The sequence below is a fragment of the Polynucleobacter sp. es-EL-1 genome (assembly GCF_018687975.1).
GTDB lineage: Bacteria > Pseudomonadota > Gammaproteobacteria > Burkholderiales > Burkholderiaceae > Polynucleobacter.
Genome location: NZ_CP061310.1, coordinates 1741511 through 1756900 on the forward strand (window position 1 = coordinate 1741511; position 15390 = coordinate 1756900).

A 15390-nucleotide genomic window follows, 5' to 3' on the forward strand; every position below is an offset into this window, starting at 1 on the left:
TTTATCAGAGCAATTTAGATTCGGCTAAATCAGTCGCTTCTGAATTGCCTGATAAAACCAAAATATCATTTGCCTGTAATCGTAAATTAGGCGCGAGTTCAAGCTTGATATAGTCAGCATTACCAACCTTACGACGCACAGCCTGAACGCTGACGCCCTCGTTTTCAAGGTGCAATTCTTCTAGCGTTTTACCAATGCTAGCCGATTCAGGCAATAAGGTCACCGAGTGCAAACGCCATGATTCCTTAGAGTCTGGATCATCCTCTACACCTCTAAAATAACCACGCAGTAAGCTATAACGTGCTTCGCGCGCACTCGTAATGCGACGCACCACTTTACGCATTGGAACACCCATCATGAGTAATACATGGGAAGCCATCATCAAACTTCCTTCAATTAACTCTGGTACCACTTCAGTTGCACCAGCAGCCTGAAGCTTTGCTAAATCAGCATCATCTTTAGTGCGAACCAATACAGTCATGCCGGGACGAAGATGCTCCACTTGATGCAATACTTTTAAGGTAGCTGGTGTATCTGCATAAGTAATCACCACAGCCTTTGCCCTTACTAGGCCGGCGGCAACGAGATAATTTTCGCGACTAGCATCGCCATACACCACGTTATCACCAGCTGCTGCTGCCTCCTTGACTCGGTCTGGATCCATATCCAAAGCAATGTAAGGAATCTTTTCTTGATCAAGCATCCGCGCAAGACTTTGACCTGATCGCCCAAAGCCGCAGATCACCACATGATTTTCAGTACGAACTGTTTTTGCAGCCACTCGAGTCAGCGCTAAAGACTGCAATAACCATTCATTACTAGAGAAGCGCATTGCAATCCGGTCGCTGTATTGAATCAGGAAAGGTGCACCAAACATCGACAGCAGCATTGCTGCCAAAACTGCTTGACTTAACTCCGGATCAATTAAATTCAGGCCATCGATCTGATTAAGTAATACAAATCCAAATTCACCTGCTTGCGCAAGACATAAACCAGTTCGAATAGAAACACCAGGGCTAGATCCAAAAGCACGTGACAACAGTGCAATGAGGCCAAATTTAAAGATTAATGGGCCAATCAGAAGAAGTAAGACAAGTAACCATTGCTCATAGATCACTTGAAAATCTAATAGCATGCCGATAGTGATAAAAAATAGGCCAAGTAATACATCTCTAAATGGCTTGACGTCCTCCTCAACTTGATGGCGATAAGGAGTTTCTGCAATCAACATACCGGCCAAAAATGCTCCCAGAGCTAGCGATAATCCAAAATGCTCTGTCAGCGCAGACATCCCCAAAACTACCAGTAACAAATTGAGCATGAACAGCTCTTGTGATCTTAGCTTTGCAACCACACTAAACCACCGACTCATTAAGGTCTGGCCAATAAAGAAAATGAGAATCAGCGCTACCGCAATCTTGATCGATGCGGTAGAGAGGGCAAGAAATAAATCGCTTGGGTTACTTCCCAGGGAGGGTATCAAAATCAGTAGAAAAACTACTGCCAAGTCCTGGAATAACAAAATGCCAATGATGTTGCGGCCATGCTCAGTTTCTAGCTCTGAGCGGTCTGAAATGAGTTTAGTAACAATAGCCGTAGAAGACATCGCTAAAGCACCTCCCAGTGCGATAGCTGCCTGCCACGAAATGGGATAGGCCCAATTGAGCAAAAGACTGGCTGGAACTGCCAAAAGCATTGTCAAAATGACCTGGCTGCCACCCAAGCCAAATACGATGGAGCGCATAGCCCTGAGCTTGTGGAGGTTAAATTCCAAGCCAATCGAGAACATCAGGAAAACCACCCCAAATTCGGCCAAATACTTCACTGTGGCTGAATCACTCGCCAAGCCAAAGGCATGAGGCCCAATGAGGACACCAATCGCTAAATAGCCCAAAATAGGGGGTAGCCCAAAATAGCGGAAAATAACTACCCCGGCCACACCAGAGGCCAGCAAGATGAGAGTTAACTGAAGGACTGACGGCATATACTCACCCCATGATAGCGAAGACTCGTGACCGAACCCTAAAGCTTGCGCGTGACACCCTCACCATTGAGGCTGCTGCACTGCACACAATGCGTGATCGCCTAGAAGGCTCTAACGCTGATGCCCTAGTACGGGCTGTAGACCTCTTGCATGACTGCAAAGGTCGTATCGTTGTCTCTGGCATCGGTAAATCTGGCCATATTGCACGCAAGATTGCTGCCACCTTTGCCTCTACGGGATCTCCTGCTTTTTTTGTCCATCCAGCCGAAGCTAGTCATGGTGATTTAGGCATGGTGACACGGGATGACGTTTTTGTTGCTCTATCCAATTCGGGCGAAACAGATGAACTTCTCACCATCGTCCCGATTGTGAAGCGCACTGGCGCAAAGCTCATTGCCCTCACTGGCGCTCCTCATTCTTCACTAGCTAAATTGGCTGATGCACATTTAGACACTAGCGTTGAGAAAGAGGCTTGCCCTCTTAATCTTGCCCCTACCACTAGCACCACAGCGGCTCTTGCAATGGGAGATGCTCTTGCAGTTGCTCTTCTCGATGCGCGTGGTTTTCAAGCGGAAGATTTCCAACGCTCACATCCTGGCGGACGTTTAGGGCGTAAACAATTAATGCATGTCAGCGAAGTGATGCGTAGCTTTGAGGAAACCCCAAAGATTTCTATTTCATCCTCGCTCCAAGATGCCTTACTGGAAATGACGGCCAAACGAATGGGTATGGTTGTTACGCTTGATGAAAAAAATCAAGTTGTCGGTATTTTTACCGATGGTGATTTACGTCGCTTGCTAGAAAAGAGCACTAATTTAGATGGCTTAATTCTCAAAAATGCCATTACCTCTGCGCCTCGCACCATTCCTCCTGATTTGCTTGCTGAAGAAGCAATTGAAATGATGGAAAAACATCGCATCAACCATTTAGTGGTCACCGACGCTTCTGGTGTCCTACTTGGCGCCTTGAATCTGCATGACTTGTTTGCCGCAAAAGTCATTTAAGTAAACCTCAAACCCCTTGGTCTTTCCATATGCCTAGCGCCTTCAATACTCACAACACCAATCCCTTAAGTCAGCATCCACAGGCTTGGGAGCGGGCAGGTACAGTAAAACTACTGGTATTGGATGTAGATGGCGTGCTGACCAATGGCCAGGTATTTATTGGTGATAACGGCAAAGAATCTCTCAAAGCATTTGACATACAAGATGGTCTTGGCATCAAGCTATTAGAAAAGGTGGGAATCCCAACCGCCATCATCACCGGTCGCACTTCCAAAATGGTTCTAGCGCGCTGCGAAGAGCTAGGCATTAAACAGGTGCATATGGGTGTTGAGAACAAAGCTTTGGCTTTGGAAAACACTTTGCAAGCGCTGAAACTAAAACCCTCTGATTGCGCCGTGATGGGAGATGATTGGCCCGATTTCCAAATGATGAAGTCGGCTGGTTTAAAAGTTTGTCCAGCACAAGGACATGAGGCCGTAAAAGAAATCGCTCATTTTGTTACTAGCAAAGCTGGTGGCTGTGGAGCGGTTCGCGAAGTATGTGATTTGATTCTCAAAGCACAAAATCGATATGACGAGCTGCTCGCGCAAGCCCGCTCATAAGGCTTTAAGTAATGCATATCAATTCTCAACAAATTAAATTAGGCTTATGGCGTGGCATCCTACGCTTGATGCCTTTAATTTTGATGGGAGGTTTGACCCTCAGCACCTTCTGGCTCGTTAAAAAAAATACGCCCGCAGAAAAATCTGCAATTGAGCGAGTACGACTGCATGAACCTGATTACACCATCACCAATGGTGCGCTGTCTGCACTCAATGAATTTGGATACACAAAATATCGGGTCTTAGGCAAAAAGGTGATTCATTACGATGATGATGCCTCCATTGATATTGATGTTCCCCGTATGCGTTTATTCCCACCAGAAAAAACACCCATCACCGTAAAAGCCGATACTGGCCATCTTGATGGTGACCTAACAATTTTGGATTTAATCAATAACGCTGAAATTTATCGCCCGCCCCAAGCGGCAACCAGCGCTGAGCCTGCAAAACCTCGAATGCTGGCACGCTCTTCGTATTTCAAGGTTCTGATTAATGATGATGTGATTGAGACAGATAAGCCTGTTACGCTTGAACAAGGACTTTCCATCATGCAATCAACTGATGGTGGCATCTTCAATAATATTGAACAAAGCATGGCTTTAGCAGGAAAAGTAAAGGGGCGTATTGAGCGAGCTCCATCAGGGACGCAGCCATGAGATTTCATGGCTCAAGAAGCTTTTCTGTTGCAACTCTACTAAGTTGCAGCTGCATCATTTTCTGCATGCAAGTAGCTTATGCTGAAAAAGCAGATCAAGATAAACCCATCATTTTAGAAGCTGAAAAAGTATCTATTAACGATGTGCAACAAGTCTATGATCTTGAGGGTGAACTCATTTTGATCAAGGGCAGCATTTTGATTACCGGCGAAAAAGGCAACATTAAAGTTGATCCTGAAGGTTATGAGTATGTCGATGTCAAAGGTAATGCCAATACCACTGCCAGCTTTAGACAAAAACGTGAAGGTCCCGCAGATGAATTTATGCAAGGACGTGGGCAAACAGTGGTCTATAACGCCAAAACCGAACTGCTTACCTTAACTGGCGATGCCAGCCTAAAACGTCTAGACAACATGCAAATGATTGATCAATTGCGTGGCTGGAAAATTGACTATGACGATGTCACACAATACTATCAAGTAAGCCCTCAAGCCAATGCAAAGCCAGATGACTTACCACAAGCTAGAGCCATCCTGTCACCAAGAAGAAAAGCTACACTACAAAAATGAATGCGGATTTGAATAGCCAGCCAACTACTCCGACCTTAAGTGCCCATCACTTGCAAAAGCGCTACGGTTCTCGCACAGTAGTTCGCGATGTTTCCGTAGAGGTTAAGTGCGGAGAGGTTGTGGGATTGTTAGGGCCAAATGGGGCTGGTAAGACCACCTCCTTTTATATGATTGTTGGTCTGGTGCCTCTTGACGGTGGCAATATTGTTTTAGATGGCGCCGATATCACTCGCTTACCCATCCACGAACGCGCCCGCATGGGTCTATCCTATCTTCCGCAAGAAGCTTCAGTATTTAGAAAACTGAATGTTGCCGAAAATATCCAAGCGGTTCTAGAACTTCAAGTGCAAGGTGGTAAACCGCTCACCAAGTCACAGATTGCCGAAAGACTAGATGAGCTTCTTGGAGAGCTCCAAATAAGCCACCTACGCAACAATCCAGCGCTATCACTTTCCGGTGGAGAGCGGCGGCGTGTTGAAATTGCGCGAGCCCTCGCTTCCCAGCCAAAATTTATTCTCCTCGATGAACCTTTTGCAGGCGTAGATCCAATTGCCGTTGGTGAGATTCAAAGAATTGTTCGGTTTTTAAGAGATCGTCAAATTGGGGTGCTCATCACCGACCACAATGTTCGAGAAACCTTGGGCATCTGCGACCACGCTTACATCATCAGCGAAGGTAGCGTTCTTGCCGAAGGAAAGCCAGACCAGATTATTCAAAATGATGCTGTCAGAAGAGTCTATTTGGGCGAAAACTTCCGCATGTAATTTTTTGGTTTTTTCAATATTTATTTAATAAATATGATCTGCCCCCTTGGTTTTCAGCAAAATCGCTGATACGCTGGAGGTTCATGAAATTCAATTCCAGATAGAACAAATAGAAACATTACAGGGGCTTGCTGCGCACCCCGGGTAATTATTTGCGCATGCATTTTGCTTTGAATAGGAGCTGCTGATGAATTTAAAAATTAATAGCCGTCATGTCGAAGTTACCCCCGCCATGCGTACTCACCTTGAAACTGGGTTAGCCAAAATTCGTAAGCACTTTGATCACGTACTAGATGCCTCTGCATTTTTGATTGTTGATAACGCCAAAGAGAAAGATCTTCGTCAATCCGCTGAGATCACCATTCACTTAAAGGGTAAGGAATTATTTGCCCAAGCCCATAATGCCGATCTTTACCATGCGATGGATGCAGTAGTGGACAAACTGGAGCGTCAAGTTGTTAAACACAAAGAAAAAATCCAAGATCATCATCACGAAAAGCATTTTGAGTAATCTTGGCCGTCAGGACACCTATAATCAATTGACATGAATGCCCTGACCGATTTATTCACGCTAGACCGCATTGCCTTAGATAACCCTTCTAAGAGTAGGGCTGAGGCATTTGCGGCAGCTGGCGCACTTTTTGCCAAAGAAGCCGGCTTAGAGGCTGACTCAGTAGTTGGTTTTCTCAATGCTCGGGAAGATTTGGGCTCTACTGCCCTAGGTGCTGGTGTTGCAATTCCCCATGGCCGAGTCAAAGGCTTAAAGCAACCAATCGCAGCATTTATTAAATTAAAAGAGCCTATCGAGTTTGCCGCTCCCGACGGAGAAGCGGTTTCTATTTTGATTTTCCTGCTTGTCCCAGAAAAAGCCACTCAACAGCATCTCGAGATTTTGTCGTCAATTGCCCAACTACTGTCAGACCCAGATGCTCGAAAAGCTCTTGCGAACGAGGCTGGGCCTGAACAGGTATACCATCTCCTGCAGCATTGGGGCTCTCAGTCATGACCCAACCCTTGCTCCTTGAGGGCGTCACCGCACAGCAGATTTTTGATGACAACGTTTCAGAACTAAAGCTCTCCTGGATTGGTGGCCTTGAAGGAGCAGACCGTACCTTCCCGCTTGAAGCAGTTAAAGCAGCGGCGGCCAGTTCTGACTTAGTTGGCCACTTAAACCTCATTCACCCTAGTCGCATTCAGATTTTTGGGATTCAAGAAGTTGACTATCACGCTGAGCTTGAGCCTAAGCAGCGTCAAGAACAAATCTCAAGTCTTATCTCCAAAACTCCACCTTGTGTGATTGTGGCTGATGGTAAGGCAGCCGATCCTGATCTTCAGCTTTTCTGTCAACGATCCTCTACGCCGCTGTTTACAACGACGATCTCGGCTGCTGAAGTTATCGATCATTTACGCACCTATCTGACCAAAATAGGCGCCCCCCAAATCACGATGCACGGCGTGTTTATGGACATTCTGGGTTTAGGTGTTTTGATTATGGGAGAGTCTGGTCTAGGCAAAAGCGAACTAGGTCTTGAATTAATTTCACGCGGGCATGGATTAGTAGCAGACGATGCTGTTGATTTTGCGCGACTTGGACCTGACTATATCGAAGGTCGTTGCCCCGTTATTTTGCGCAACCTCTTAGAGGTACGTGGCTTGGGATTGCTTGACATCCGCACGATCTTTGGCGAAACCGCCGTGCGTCGCAAACTCAAGCTACGCCTCATTGTGCAGCTAGTTCGCCGCAATGATGGTGAATTTGAACGACTCCCCTTAGAAGCGCAGCACATTGATGTTTTAGGAATTCCTATTCGCACTGTGAAGATCCAAGTGGCAGCCGGTCGTAACTTAGCGGTACTAGTTGAGGCTGCGGTTCGAAATACTATTTTGCAATTACGCGGCATTGACACTCTCAAAGAATTTATTGAACGCCAGCGCTTGCAAATGAACGCTGAAGCTGATGCCGTGAAGTCTCAAGGTCGCTTGATCTAAATATGCAAATTAATCTGATTACCGGAATTTCAGGTTCAGGTAAATCCGTTGCACTAAGAGCCTTTGAAGACGCAGGCTATGACTGCGTAGACAATCTCCCAGTTACCCTTTTAGAAAATCTCATCCAGACACTTCAGAGCGAGAACTGTGAGCGAGTGGCTGTGGCAATTGATGCCCGCCGTGGTCAAACCATTGCACAGCTGCCCCAGATATTAGAGAACTTACGACGTGATCATCAGGTGCGAGTGATCTTCTTGAACGCCGATACCAATACCCTGATTCAACGATTCTCAGAGACCCGCAGGCGTCACCCGCTGTCTGTAAAAAGAGATGCCGCCCAAGAAAGCACCCTCATTGAGGCAATTGATAAAGAGCGAAACTTACTTGAACCCTTACGCGCACAAGCACATTCGATCGACACCAGCAATCTTCCAGCACATGCATTGCGCTCCTGGATGCAAGATTTACTCAAAGATAAACCGGTTGGTTTAACCGTTGTATTTGAATCCTTTGGTTTTAAAAAAGGTTTGCCCAGTGAGGCGGATCTAGTATTTGATGTGCGCTGCTTACCTAATCCTCACTATGACAAAGCGCTGCGCCCCCTGTCCGGCAAAGACCAGCCAGTAAGAGAATTTCTCGAGAAGATTCCTGAAGTCGTGAGCATGGAGAATGACATTGTCCAATTCGTTGAAAAATGGCTTCCCCACTACATCGCTGATGGTAGAAGCTATCTTACCGTTGCGATTGGCTGCACGGGCGGTCAACACCGCTCCGTATATTTGGTCACTCGTCTTATCCAACACTTTCAAGCACAAGCCAATTTAGCAGCGCTGCAAATTAATTTCTTAGATCGTCACCGCGAACTAGACTCGCTCCCTGCAGCAGCACTTTAATCGGCTGCGGTAAGCCGTATTTCCCAAGCTGACGGAGGGAAACCCACTTCAATCCATCTCCAGTCAATTGCACACTATCGGCAATGGATACGTTCCAGATTTGCATCCATAAGCGTCTATGGGTAAAGATATGTTTGATTTTCTCGCCACGCTCAAATGACTGGCAAGATTTCAATAGTGCAGAAACATCCTCTCGTGACAGCATCATCTCAAATAATTGAGCTGCATTGATATGGGGTTCCGGGAGAGCCCCATCCCTTTGAGATTCTTGATCTTTTGTCTCTTTGGGACGCCAGGGTGATTCTGGCAAAGACCATAAGCCGCCCCAAATAGCCTTATCTGGCCTTCTTTCCAATAAAACTGAATTGCCATGTCTGAGCAGCAACATATCGCAATTAAATTCTGGAGACTTTGTTTTGATGACTTTATGAGGTAACTCTAAAACTTGATTACTCAAATTAGCTTGACATTGTTTTTCAAAAGGACATTTTCGCTCTGTCGACAAACATACTGGCTTACGAGAGGTGCACCACGTTGCACCAAAGTCCATCAGTGCTTGCGTATACACCGGCATCTCTTGTGAATCTTGAGGTAGTAAGTCTTGCGCCAAGAGCCAGAGTTGATCATTCACAGCCTTGTCTTGCAGTGCCCCTTCTATGCCAAATAATCTTGCCAAAATTCGTTTTACGTTGGCGTCCAATATTGGCGCACGCACATGAAATGCAAATGCAGCAATTGCACCCGCAGTAGATCTACCAATCCCCTTCAGTTGCTCAAGCAATAGTGGGTCACTAGGAAATTTTCCACCGAACTGTGTCACGACTTGATTTGCACAGGCATGAAGATTGCGTGCACGTGAGTAGTACCCCAAACCAGCCCACTCAGCCAAAACATCATCAAGTGGTGCAGCTGCTAATTTTTGAACATTTGGAAAACGTTTCATAAAGCGCGGGTAACGCTCTAAAACAGTAGCTACTTGGGTTTGCTGCAACATAATTTCAGAGACCCATACCGCATAAGGATCGCGTATGCCTTGCCAGGGCAGGCCTTGACGCCCATCCCGCCCGTGCCAATCAATGAGCTTTTTAGCAAAGCTGGCAGTTAGCGCTTTTGACATTGAGGGCAAAAATAAGTAGAGCGTTGGCCTTGCACTATTTGCTTAATGGGCGTCTTACAAACCTTGCAAGGCTGATCTTTTCGATCGTAGACTTTAGTTTGCATCATAAAGTGCCCTGGATCACCCTGACTATTTACAAAATCTTTGAGGGAGCTACCACCCGCAGCAATCGCTTTTTCCAAAATTGATCTGACCGCATTTGCTAACCGGATACATTGCGGGCGCGTTAACTTACCTGCAGCTTTAGATGGATGGATGGCAGCCTCAAAAAGGCTTTCAGAGCAGTAGATATTGCCAACTCCAACAACCGCCTGCCCAGCCAGCAAAAATTGCTTCACGGCAATGCTGCGTTTGCGCGAATGTTGATACAAAACATCAGCGCCAAGCTCGCCAGCAAATTCTAGTGAAAAAGGCTCAACGCCCAGCTTTTGCAATAGTGCATTTTTATCAATCGGTCCTTTGGATTTGGGATGCCAAAGTACCGCCCCAAATTTACGTGGGTCATGCAAACGCAAACTCAGCTTGCCAAATTCGATAGTGACACGATCATGCGTCTTCAAAGCTTCGCTGCTAGGGAGAATCCGTAAAGTGCCTGTCATTCCCAAATGGATCAGGAGATGTCCTTGGTCTAACTCTAATAAAAGATATTTACCCCGGCGCTTGATCCCTACAATTTTCTGGCCTGGAAGCGATTTGATTAAGGATGTTGGAACAGGCCAGCGCAGACGACCATCAATAATCTTGACCGCACTAACCGTTCGCCCCTCTATGTGAGGCTGGATACCCAAGCGGGTAACTTCGACTTCTGGGAGTTCTGGCATAAATGGATTGTAGATTCGCGGATTAGAATGTGCTTATGACCACTTTTTCACTAAAGTCACTTTTCCTCAGTATTTTGTTCCCAATTGGCTTGGGTTTGTGTCTTCCTGCCAAGCAAGCTCTTGCGCGCGCCGATAGCGTTGAGACTGGGCAAGCCATGTTTGAAGTCTTGGCATCAGAAATAGCCTTGCAACGCGGTGAAGCAGGGCTTGCTTACAACACCTACTTAGAGCTTGCTCGCACACTAGATGACCCCCGTCTAGCCCAAAGAGCAATGGAAATTGCTATTACTGCAGGCGCACCAGACTTAGCACTCCAAGCAGCCCAGACTTGGGATGACTTGGCCGGCCCAAGCCAAACTAAACCCAAAGAAGTGCTGATTACTTTACTGATTTTGAATCAACACTGGTCTGATGCTGTCAAACCTGCTATTTCTCTACTCAATCAACAAACGCCTGCACAACAAGAACAAACCTTGCAACAAATTCAGGGGCTTCTGGCAAGAGCTAAAGATGAGTCTGACGCCTTAAGAGCTTTTTATGAGATTGTTTCAGCAGTCAAGCCTGCTCCTACCAATCCAGGCATTTTGTATACCTATGCCATGTCTGCAGAAAAGATGGGGTACATGGATGTTATGGAAAAAACTTTGCGCGAAATATTGCGCAAAAACCCTGATGATGTAAATAGCTTGAACGCTTTAGGATATTCGCTGGCAGATCGAAATATAAAATTACCGGAAGCATTTAAGCTCATTAGTAAAGCCCATCAACTATCGCCTAGCGATGGCTTTATTTTGGATAGTCTTGGCTGGGTAAACTTTAGGATGGGCAAAAATGCTTTAGCCCTAGAGCAACTCCAGCAGGCTTTCAATATGAAACCTGAGGCTGATATTGCTGCACATATTGGTGAGGTTTTATGGGTAATGAATCGGCCCGCAGAAGCTGAAGATATCTGGCGTAAAGGGCAACAGCTCGATGCAAACAATCCTACTCTTAAGGAAACTTTAAAACGTTTAAAACCAGATTGGTCTGTAGCTGCCAGTAACCTTAAAGGTACATGGGATGGCCGTTTCGCAGTGAAGGTTACAGGCCTCACAGAAAGCAGAAATGAAGGTGGCTCAGGTGGCTTTACGCTGACTCAAGATGCCCAGACAGATGTATTAGAGATTCGCAATCCAATGGGTGGATCCATTGCAAAAATCACCATCAAGCCTGGTGAAGCAATTTTGGAGCGTGATGGTCAGCTAACGACTGCAATTGATGCAGATACCCTCATTCAAAATGCGTTGGGACTTCCATTGCCTGCTCGGGGACTTTCGGATTGGTTACGGGGTCAAACCAGACCTGGTAGCAATGCCAGTGTTGAGCGCAATGATGAAGGGCAAGTGAGCAAAATATCGCAGGATGGCTGGACCTTAAGCTATCACTGGGGAAGCGCTCAACGTTTAGAAAAGCTCACAATGACTCGCACTTCGAATATTGGGTCCATTGATATTCGCTTAGTTTTTGATACGCCGAATGAGTGAATTGAAGATTGATGGTGCCACTTTAGAGCTTCGCTGCCCCGCTAAGCTCAACCTGTTTTTACATATTATTGGTCGTCGAACAGATGGCTACCACCTACTGCAATCTGCCTTTCAACTCATTGATTGGTGCGACACGCTAAGACTCACTGCAATCTCTGAAAATACAGTGCGTCGTATTAATCCCATTCCGGGTGTTGCGCCTGAACAAGACTTGGTAGTTCGAGCTGCACAACTTTTAAAAGAGTTCTGCAATGTGGGGCATGGGGTTGAAATTGATTTAATGAAGGAAATTCCGATGGGTGCGGGCCTAGGCGGAGGATCCTCAGATGCTGCCTCGACTCTTATCGGCCTTAACCACCTGTGGGGGCTGCAGCTAGACACCAAAACCTTATGTCAAATTGGCCTCAAACTAGGGGCCGATGTGCCTTTTTTCCTTTTTGGTCAAAATGCTTTTGTGGAAGGTATCGGGGAGCAAATACAGGCCCTTCCTTCTGAAACCTCAGAATTTTTGGTCATTTTTCCCAATCAAGGGATCGCTACCTCTCAGATTTTTCAAGACCCTCAATTGACCCGGGATCATGCTCCGATTACAATAGATGGCTTTATTGCATCGCCAAAGTCATTTCAATCCAATGATTGTCAGGCAGTAGCGGTGCGAAATTGTCCTGAAGTGAAGCTAGCATTAGATTGGATTGCCGATGTGGCGCCGAACTCGGCACCGCGGATGTCCGGCTCTGGAAGTAGCGTTTTTGGTGTTTTAGATCCCAGCCAAGATCACGCGAAACTCAAAAATCTACTGCAAAATCTTCCAAAAGGATGGATAGGTCGAATTGTTAGAGGGCTAAATAAAAATCCCGCTTACAATTTGGTTTCTTCAGAATGACCTGTAGGGGAATCGCCAAGCTGGTTAAGGCACTGGATTTTGATTCCAGCATGCGAAGGTTCGAATCCTTCTTCCCCTGCCAAATACTGTAGATACGACACAAAGACATCCATTCGACCTCTACCAAATTCCCAAACCGCCTATGTCCGCTCCTATGAACGCTGATTTACTGACTCTTTTTACAGGTAATGCAAATCCCGTTTTAGCTCATGCTGTTGCCAAAGAACTGAGTCTTCCGATGGGAAAGGCTTTTGTAGGTCGATTTTCTGATGGTGAAATTCAGGTAGAAATTCAAGAGAACGTCCGCGGTAAAAATGTCGTTGTGATTCAATCTACCTGCGCGCCTACAAACGATAGTTTGATGGAGCTCATGATCATGATTGATGCCCTTAAGCGAGCATCTGCAAGCCGCATAACCGCAGTGATCCCTTACTTCGGTTACGCTAGACAAGATCGACGTCCACGATCAGCCCGCGTTGCCATCTCCGCCAGAATCGTAGCCAATATGCTGCAATCGGTTGCTGGGATTGAGCGGGTTTTAACCATGGATTTACACGCTGACCAGATCCAGGGCTTTTTTGATATTCCCGTAGACAATATTTACGCCTCCCCCGTCTTACTGGCCGATCTTCAGGCCCAGAAGACTCAAAAAGACCTGATTATTGTTTCCCCAGACATTGGCGGTGTTGTACGCGCCCGTGCGATGGCCAAGCAATTGGGCACAGATTTGGCGATTATTGATAAGCGTCGCCCTAAAGCAAATGTATCCGAAGTAATGCACCTGATCGGTGAAGTAGAAGGACGTCACTGCGTCATCATGGATGACATCATCGATACTGGCGGAACGCTCTGTAAGGCGGCTGAGGCGCTCAAAGAGCGTGGTGCCAAGGGCGTTACCGCCTATTGCACCCATGCCGTGCTCTCTGGCGGTGCTATAGCCCGTATCGCAGCCTCTCAATTAGATGAATTGGTTGTTACAGACACTATTCCACTGACCCCTGAAGCCATGAAAGTGGCCAAAATACGCCAATTGAGCGTTGCCCCCATCCTGGCTGAGACCCTGGCTCGGATTAGCAAGGGTGATTCGGTCATGTCAATGTTTGCTGAATAAAGCAAAAATAGCGTTTCTGACCCTGTTTTTAGTAGTTTTGAGGCTTTTCTAGGCAAAAATCTCAATTCCCACGATATAATCAAAGGCTTTTCTGTTTGGTCGCGAACGGAAATTAACCTTAATTTTGGGAATTGAATATGAAAGTAGTAGCCTTTGAAAGAAGCGTACAGGGAACGGGTGCGAGCCGCCGTCTGCGCAATGCCGGTAAAACTCCGGGAATCATCTATGGCGGCAAAGACGCCGCAACTGTTATTGAGTTGGATCACAACGCACTGTTCCATGCTCTCCGCAAGGAAGCATTCCACTCATCCATCCTTGATCTTGAAATCGGCGGCAAAGCACAAAAAGTATTGTTGCGCGATTATCAGATGCATCCATTTAAGCCTTTGGTTCTGCACATCGACTTCCAGCGCGTTTCAGCGTCTGAAAAAGTTCATATGCGCGTTCCATTGCACTTCATCAATGCTGAAACATCAGCTGCAGTGAAATTGCAAGGCGCTGTGATTAGTCACATCGCAACTGAATTAGAAGTTTCCTGCTTGCCAGCTGACTTGCCAGAGTTCCTTGAAGTGGACTTGGGCAAGATTGAAGTTGGTCATGGTATCCATGCAAAAGACATCGCCCTACCAAAAGGCGTTAGCCTGGTATTGCATGTTGAGCAAGAAAATCCAGTATTGGCCAACGCACGTATCCCAGCAGTCAAATCTGCTGATACTGAAGCTGCTCCTGCAGCTGCTGCGGCACCTGCTGCTGAAGCTCCAAAAGATAAAGCGTAATCGTTTTTCTTTTATCTTTGCGACAGAGAAGGCCCGCTTAAAAGCGGGTTTTCTTTTTTGTAGAAATGCTTTTATCCTTTAGCAAGAATCATGACTAAATTAATTGTGGGCCTTGGCAATCCAGGCGAAGAACATGAAGAAGATCGGCACAATGCTGGCTTCTGGTTTGTGGACGCCCTCGCTAAACAATTGAGCACCCGCTTTGAAAGTGAAAAGCGCTTTCATGGCAAAGTAGCAAAGACTAAGTGGGAAGGTGAAGATCTTTTCTTGCTCAAGCCAAGCACCTATATGAACCTCAGTGGTCAAGCAGTAGGCGCGCTATGTCGTTTTCATAAACTGACCCCCGAACAGGTTTTGGTAGTTCAAGATGAGCTGGATCTCAAGCCTGGCACAGCACGACTCAAACTGGGAGGCGGCACTGGCGGACATAATGGCTTAAAAGACATTCAAGCACATCTTGGCACTGCCAATTACTGGCGCTTACGACTAGGTATTGGCCACCCCAGAGACCTTGCGGCTGAAGGTGCGCGCCCGATGGATGTGGCTGATTATGTTCTGAGAAGACCGCTGCAAATTGAACAAAAACAAATTGATGCCAGCATTGAGGATGGTTTAAAAATTCTGCCTTTGTTTTTTAAAGGGGATACTCAGGCAGCTATGCTGGACTTGCACTCTAAAACGCACTAGTCGCAGACATT

General features: G+C 46.4%; 17 protein-coding genes and 1 tRNA gene. 15 read left to right on the forward strand and 3 right to left on the reverse strand.

Annotation, left to right across the window (positions count from 1 at the left end):
- Positions 1–4: 4 nt before the first annotated feature.
- On the reverse strand, positions 5–1984 hold the full coding sequence (locus FD974_RS08845) for a monovalent cation:proton antiporter family protein (protein WP_215364332.1): 1980 nt from the start codon (positions 1982–1984) through the stop codon (positions 5–7).
- Positions 1985–1995: 11 nt separating this feature from the next.
- Here FD974_RS08845 and FD974_RS08850 point away from each other — a divergent pair, with 11 nt between their 5' ends.
- The 9 genes from FD974_RS08850 (at position 1996) to rapZ (ending at position 8461) form a co-directional block, all read left to right on the forward strand.
- Positions 1996–2988: an SIS domain-containing protein gene (locus FD974_RS08850; RefSeq protein WP_215364333.1), complete on the forward strand. Its 993-nt coding sequence runs from the start codon at positions 1996–1998 to the stop codon at positions 2986–2988.
- 29 nt (positions 2989–3017) lie between these two features.
- Positions 3018–3590 (forward strand): HAD family hydrolase, encoded by a 573-nt coding sequence (locus FD974_RS08855; RefSeq protein ID WP_215364334.1) that lies wholly within the window; start codon positions 3018–3020, stop codon positions 3588–3590.
- Positions 3591–3601: 11 nt separating this feature from the next.
- Positions 3602–4246 (forward strand): LPS export ABC transporter periplasmic protein LptC, encoded by a 645-nt coding sequence (gene lptC / locus FD974_RS08860; protein WP_215364335.1) that lies wholly within the window; start codon positions 3602–3604, stop codon positions 4244–4246.
- A gap of 65 nt (positions 4247–4311) precedes the next feature.
- The gene (gene lptA, locus FD974_RS08865; RefSeq protein WP_251374585.1) at positions 4312–4815 is read left to right on the forward strand and encodes a lipopolysaccharide transport periplasmic protein LptA; all 504 of its coding nucleotides are present in this window, start codon (positions 4312–4314) and stop codon (positions 4813–4815) included.
- On the forward strand, positions 4812–5579 hold the full coding sequence (lptB, locus tag FD974_RS08870) for an LPS export ABC transporter ATP-binding protein (protein WP_215364337.1): 768 nt from the start codon (positions 4812–4814) through the stop codon (positions 5577–5579). The genes lptA and lptB overlap by 4 nt, the downstream gene beginning before the upstream one ends.
- 187 nt (positions 5580–5766) lie before the next feature.
- A complete protein-coding gene (hpf, locus tag FD974_RS08875; RefSeq protein ID WP_215364338.1) occupies positions 5767–6090 on the forward strand; it encodes a ribosome hibernation-promoting factor, HPF/YfiA family in 324 nt (107 codons plus the stop codon).
- 33 nt (positions 6091–6123) lie between these two features.
- Positions 6124–6585: a PTS sugar transporter subunit IIA gene (locus FD974_RS08880; protein ID WP_215364339.1), complete on the forward strand. Its 462-nt coding sequence runs from the start codon at positions 6124–6126 to the stop codon at positions 6583–6585.
- Between the two features lie 8 nt (positions 6586–6593).
- Positions 6594–7568: an HPr(Ser) kinase/phosphatase gene (hprK, locus tag FD974_RS08885; RefSeq protein WP_215366831.1), complete on the forward strand. Its 975-nt coding sequence runs from the start codon at positions 6594–6596 to the stop codon at positions 7566–7568.
- Between the two features lie 2 nt (positions 7569–7570).
- A complete protein-coding gene (rapZ, locus tag FD974_RS08890; RefSeq protein ID WP_215364340.1) occupies positions 7571–8461 on the forward strand; it encodes an RNase adapter RapZ in 891 nt (296 codons plus the stop codon).
- Here rapZ and mutY read toward each other — a convergent pair.
- Positions 8406–9578 carry an A/G-specific adenine glycosylase gene (mutY, locus tag FD974_RS08895; protein WP_215364342.1) on the reverse strand — a complete coding sequence of 391 codons (1173 nt, stop codon included), beginning with the start codon at positions 9576–9578 and terminating at the stop codon, positions 8406–8408. The two genes, rapZ and mutY, sit on opposite strands and share 56 nt — an antisense overlap.
- Complete coding sequence (gene mutM, locus FD974_RS08900; RefSeq protein WP_215364343.1) at positions 9563–10399, reverse strand: bifunctional DNA-formamidopyrimidine glycosylase/DNA-(apurinic or apyrimidinic site) lyase; 837 nt, start codon at positions 10397–10399, stop codon at positions 9563–9565. The genes mutY and mutM overlap by 16 nt, the downstream gene beginning before the upstream one ends.
- Positions 10400–10434: 35 nt before the next feature.
- On the opposite strand from mutM, the gene FD974_RS08905 reads away from it, so the two are divergent.
- The 6 genes from FD974_RS08905 (at position 10435) to pth (ending at position 15379) form a co-directional block, all read left to right on the forward strand.
- Positions 10435–11922, forward strand: a complete 1488-nt coding sequence (locus FD974_RS08905) for an outer membrane lipoprotein LolB (protein WP_215364344.1) — start codon at positions 10435–10437, stop codon at positions 11920–11922.
- On the forward strand, positions 11915–12805 hold the full coding sequence (gene ispE / locus FD974_RS08910; protein ID WP_215364345.1) for a 4-(cytidine 5'-diphospho)-2-C-methyl-D-erythritol kinase: 891 nt from the start codon (positions 11915–11917) through the stop codon (positions 12803–12805). Before FD974_RS08905 ends, ispE begins: the two co-directional genes overlap by 8 nt.
- Before the next feature lie 5 nt (positions 12806–12810).
- A tRNA-Gln gene (locus FD974_RS08915) sits at positions 12811–12887 on the forward strand.
- 72 nt (positions 12888–12959) lie between these two features.
- Positions 12960–13916 (forward strand): ribose-phosphate pyrophosphokinase, encoded by a 957-nt coding sequence (locus FD974_RS08920; RefSeq protein WP_215366834.1) that lies wholly within the window; start codon positions 12960–12962, stop codon positions 13914–13916.
- 137 nt (positions 13917–14053) lie between these two features.
- Entirely contained in the window at positions 14054–14692 is a 639-nt protein-coding gene (locus tag FD974_RS08925) for a 50S ribosomal protein L25/general stress protein Ctc (RefSeq protein WP_215364346.1), read from the forward strand.
- A gap of 90 nt (positions 14693–14782) precedes the next feature.
- Positions 14783–15379: an aminoacyl-tRNA hydrolase gene (gene pth / locus FD974_RS08930; RefSeq protein ID WP_215364347.1), complete on the forward strand. Its 597-nt coding sequence runs from the start codon at positions 14783–14785 to the stop codon at positions 15377–15379.
- The last annotated feature ends 11 nt before the right edge of the window (positions 15380–15390 follow it).